Origin of the sequence: Sphaerochaeta sp. S2, from assembly GCF_016406725.1 — a bacterium.
Classification (GTDB): Bacteria; Spirochaetota; Spirochaetia; order Sphaerochaetales; family Sphaerochaetaceae; genus Sphaerochaeta.
This window is the reverse complement of record NZ_JAEKNT010000162.1, coordinates 1-3,971: the sequence shown is the minus strand read 5'-3', so window position 1 is coordinate 3,971 and position 3,971 is coordinate 1. Positions and strand designations below refer to the sequence as shown.

The 3,971-nt window shown below is 46.8% G+C and carries 4 protein-coding genes; 2 read left to right on the top strand and 2 right to left on the bottom strand.

Annotated elements, in window-relative coordinates:
- Window positions 1–840 (top strand): ABC transporter ATP-binding protein (locus JF818_RS04245; protein WP_198890732.1); only part of this gene is annotated, 840 nt, incomplete at its 5' end.
- Between the two features lie 44 nt (window positions 841–884).
- On the opposite strand, the gene JF818_RS04240 is transcribed toward JF818_RS04245, so the two are convergent.
- Window positions 885–1,388 (bottom strand): DUF5698 domain-containing protein, encoded by a 504-nt coding sequence (locus tag JF818_RS04240; RefSeq protein ID WP_198890731.1) that lies wholly within the window; start codon window positions 1,386–1,388, stop codon window positions 885–887.
- A 166-nt stretch (window positions 1,389–1,554) separates the two neighbouring features.
- A complete protein-coding gene (locus tag JF818_RS04235) occupies window positions 1,555–2,859 on the bottom strand; it encodes an aspartate kinase (protein ID WP_198890730.1) in 1,305 nt (434 codons plus the stop codon).
- Between the two features lie 144 nt (window positions 2,860–3,003).
- Here JF818_RS04235 and JF818_RS04230 point away from each other — a divergent pair.
- On the top strand, window positions 3,004–3,971 hold a 968-nt coding region (locus JF818_RS04230; protein ID WP_198890729.1), incomplete at its 3' end, for an MFS transporter.

Sequence of the window (3,971 nt, the reverse complement as noted above, 5' to 3'; positions counted from 1 at the left end):
CTCTATCCCCACATGACCGTCTATGACAACATGGCTTTCGGATTGAAGATTCGTAAGTTCCCCAAAGAAGAGATTGACCAGCGTGTTCGTGAAGCAGCAAAGATCCTCGAGATTGAAGAGCTGCTTGACAGAAAGCCAAAGGCTCTCTCTGGTGGACAGAGACAGCGTGTTGCAGTAGGAAGAGCTATCGTTCGTAAGCCAAAGGTATTCCTTTTTGACGAACCCCTCTCCAACCTCGATGCAAAGCTTCGTGTCCAGATGCGTGCAGAGATTTCCTCCCTGCATAACCGCCTCAAGGCAACCATGATCTATGTCACCCACGACCAGGTAGAAGCCCTGACCATGGCTGATGTAATCGTCGTAATGAAGTTTGGTGTCATCCAGCAGATTGGTGGACCTCTTGATCTCTACAACAACCCACAGAACAAATTTGTTGCCGGATTCATCGGTTCTCCCCCAATGAACTTCCTCGAGACTGCTATTGAAGCTGATGGCGATGATATCTACGCAAACGAAGGTACCTTCCGCCTTAAAGTCACTGCAGAGCAGAAGAAAATGCTGACCCCCTATGTAGGAAAATCAGTAACCTTCGGTATCCGCCCTGAGGATGTTTCATTCAGCAATACCGCCAAGGATGGAGAGACCATCAATGGTACGGTAAGTGTTGTTGAACCCCTTGGTAGTGAGACCCACGTTTATACCTCCACTTCCAAGAGCCAGGTTATCGGTAAGATTGAACCTACCCTTGTTCCTGCCCCGGATACCAAGATTTACTTGATTCCTGATATGGCAAAGGCTAAGTTCTTCGATCTCGAAACCGAACAGGTTATCAACAAATAACAATCAGTTCATGTATAGCCGGCCCACTTAAGGGCCGGTTTTTTTTAGGCGTAAGCACGCATCTTGATATCTTCGACTACAAGGTAGCAGGTGGAATCAATGGAACGGGTAAGTTTCATGACTTGCTTCACTGATTTTCTGGGAACTTGTACGAACAGGAGATAGATGGTGCCATCCCGTCCATTCCCCTGAAACTCAGTGACACGAAAGCCCTGTTCTCTTAAGAGCTGAGCAACTGCAGAACCCTTTTGAGTGAAGACTTTCACCACTTGATCCCCGATTTTCAGAATGCTCTCCAAGGTGATTCCCATAAAAGTCCCAGCAGCAAATCCAAATGCAAAGGCAATAGCCATGAGAGGATCTGACAGGTCATTGATGACCCTCGATACAGCAAACACCCAGATGATGGATTCAACAAATGCAATGATAAACGTAAGAGCTCTCTTGCCACGAATGACAAGGGCATGACGCAAAGTACCCAAAGAGACATCCACCACTCTCGCGAGGAAGATCATCAAGGCCAAATAGAGCGAAGCAGAATCGACCACTACACTACCCTCATATGTACATATTACCTATACCATAAGAAAAAAAGAGGAAGTAATCAATAGAATTGCAGACTCTTTTACATTCTTTTCTCGGTATGTTATAAAGGTATATTATAATATTTTTTGGTAAAAAAATCCCTCCACGGGAAAGTGGAGGAACAGATGCTTAGAACAATGCATTATACAGTGTGATTACAGCGTCTTGTGTTTTATCAGCATGGACTCCAAGCAGCAAGGAAGTATCGGATGCACCGAAGTTGAGGAAATTCAACCTGATGGATTCTTTATCCAAGGCACCAACCACTTTAGCAATCAGGTCACGGTGACCCATGACGCCCTCTCCTACAACACCTACAATTGCATGATCATGATCAACTTCAATGGAGTCGAGAGAGAATTCACTGGTGAGACGGGTGCACATTGCTTTCAGGACACTGTCACTTGCCTGGCTTGTTTCAAAAAACCAGACGATACTGTCTACGCCAAACAAGCTGAAAGAGGGCCTGATGCCAAACACATACAACATGGTGAGCAGTGCATGACTGGTCCCGGATTGCTTGAAGAGCATCAGCTTACGCAGGGTTATCCTGCTATAGCCTTTCTTTGCTGAGACACCTGCAAGGGGAGCTGTTCCACTCTCTCGTTCATTGACGATCATGGTGCCCATATCCTCCGGTGAATTGGTGTTCTTCACATTGATGGGAATCTGGGCTGCGATCACAGGAGCAATTGCTTCTTCATGAAAGACATTTGCTCCAACACCTGCAAGCTCACGAAGCTCACGATAGGTCATAGTCTTGATCACCTTTGCGTTATCCACCAAGCGGGGGTCCACTGAGAACACCCCCGAAACATCGGTCCAGTTCTCATACGATTCCGCATCAGCAGCACTGCTGAGAATGGCTCCGGTGATATCCGACCCACCTCGGCTGAAAGTTTTTACTTTCCCTTCGATATCGCAGCCATAGAAACCAGGAACAATATACTTCTTGTCTTTCTTCAATACCTTTCTGAGGTTCTCATAGCTTTGCTCATGTACCGTCCCATCAGGGTTGATGACGATATACGGATCAGCATCCAGGAAATCCCAACCAAGGTAGGCGGCAATCATCCGGGCACTGAGATATTCTCCGCGGCTTGCTGCATACTCTGCACCATGGCCTGCATCAATCATCTGGCGAACTTCCTCGAGGACAGCAACAAAGGGTTTCTTCTCGATGCCAAGGTCTTCAAGGATGGAGGTAAAACGGTCGGCAATCTTCTTGAAGACCGGCTTGCAAGTCAATCCTTGCTGGGCAAGTGCATTACATGCATAGAGCATGTCTGTCACCTTCTCATCATCCTTGTTACGTTTTCCTGGAGCAGAGACAATCACTATCTGTCGTTTTGGATCAGCCTCTACAATCGCTTTAACTTTAACTATCTGTTTGGCATCAGCAACAGAGCTTCCACCGAATTTACATACAATCATGGGAAATAACCTTCCATATTTCTAGGATATCTACAGGAGCGTATTGTATTGAAGGATAGCACGTTGTGCAATACAACCATGGTGAAAATAGCGCATGACAGATTCGTCATTCACTGGTACGCTATGAGAAAGAAGGTACACACAATGCAAGATTCAAAACGCTCGATTGTCGCATGGGCATTCTATGACTGGGCGAACAGTGCTTTTGCTACCACGGTGATGGCAGGGTTCTTCCCTGTCTTTTTCAGTGCCTATTGGGCAGTAGGAGCAAGCAGCCAGGAAGGGACATTTTATCTTGGACTGGCAAACTCCCTGGGATCATTGATCGTTGCGCTCTTGGCCCCCATACTGGGTGCTATCGCAGATTGGGGCACCTACAAGAAACGCTTACTTGCATTTTTTGCTTTGATAGGCTCAGTGATGACTGCAAGCCTGTATGTATTACAGATGGGCTCCTGGCCCTTGGCAGTACTCTTCTACTCTGTTGCTGTGGTCGGCTTCAGCGGAGCGAACACCTTCTATGATGCACTCCTTCCTTTTGTAGCGTCAGAGAAGAAGGTGGATTTTGTCTCCTCACTCGGATACAGCCTGGGGTATATCGGAGGGGGATTGTTGTTCCTGGTAAATGTTCTGATGTATCTCAATCCATCATGGTTTGGATTTACAGATGGGGGGGAAGCTATCAGGGTATGTTTTGTCATCGTAGGTATCTGGTGGGTGGTATTCACACTTCCAGTTCTGTTTTTCGTAAAGGAAGAGGTAACCGAAGACAACCTCCCCTTTAAGCAGGCAGTCAAGAAAGGGCTCTCCATAACACGGCAGACCTTGAAGAGTTTTCGCCAACTGAAGACATTGGCAATCTTTCTCATCGCATACTGGCTGTATATTGATGGGGTGGATACCATTATCAGAATGGCTGTGAATTATGGGACAAGCCTCAACTTTCCCAGTGAATCATTGATCATTGCCCTGCTCATCACGCAGTTTGTGGCATTCCCTTCTGCACTTGCCTACTCTGCCTTTGGAAAGAAAGTGGGAGTTCGCAAAGCCCTGGAGATTGCCATCGGAGCCTATGCAATCATTGCCATCCTTGGATACTTCATGAGTGAGCC

Bases quoted from the DNA above. Each gene is read 5' to 3' on its own strand.
- JF818_RS04235 (WP_198890730.1), bottom strand. From the start codon at position 2,859: ATGATTGTATGTAAATTCGGTGGAAGCTCTGTTGCTGATGCCAAACAG.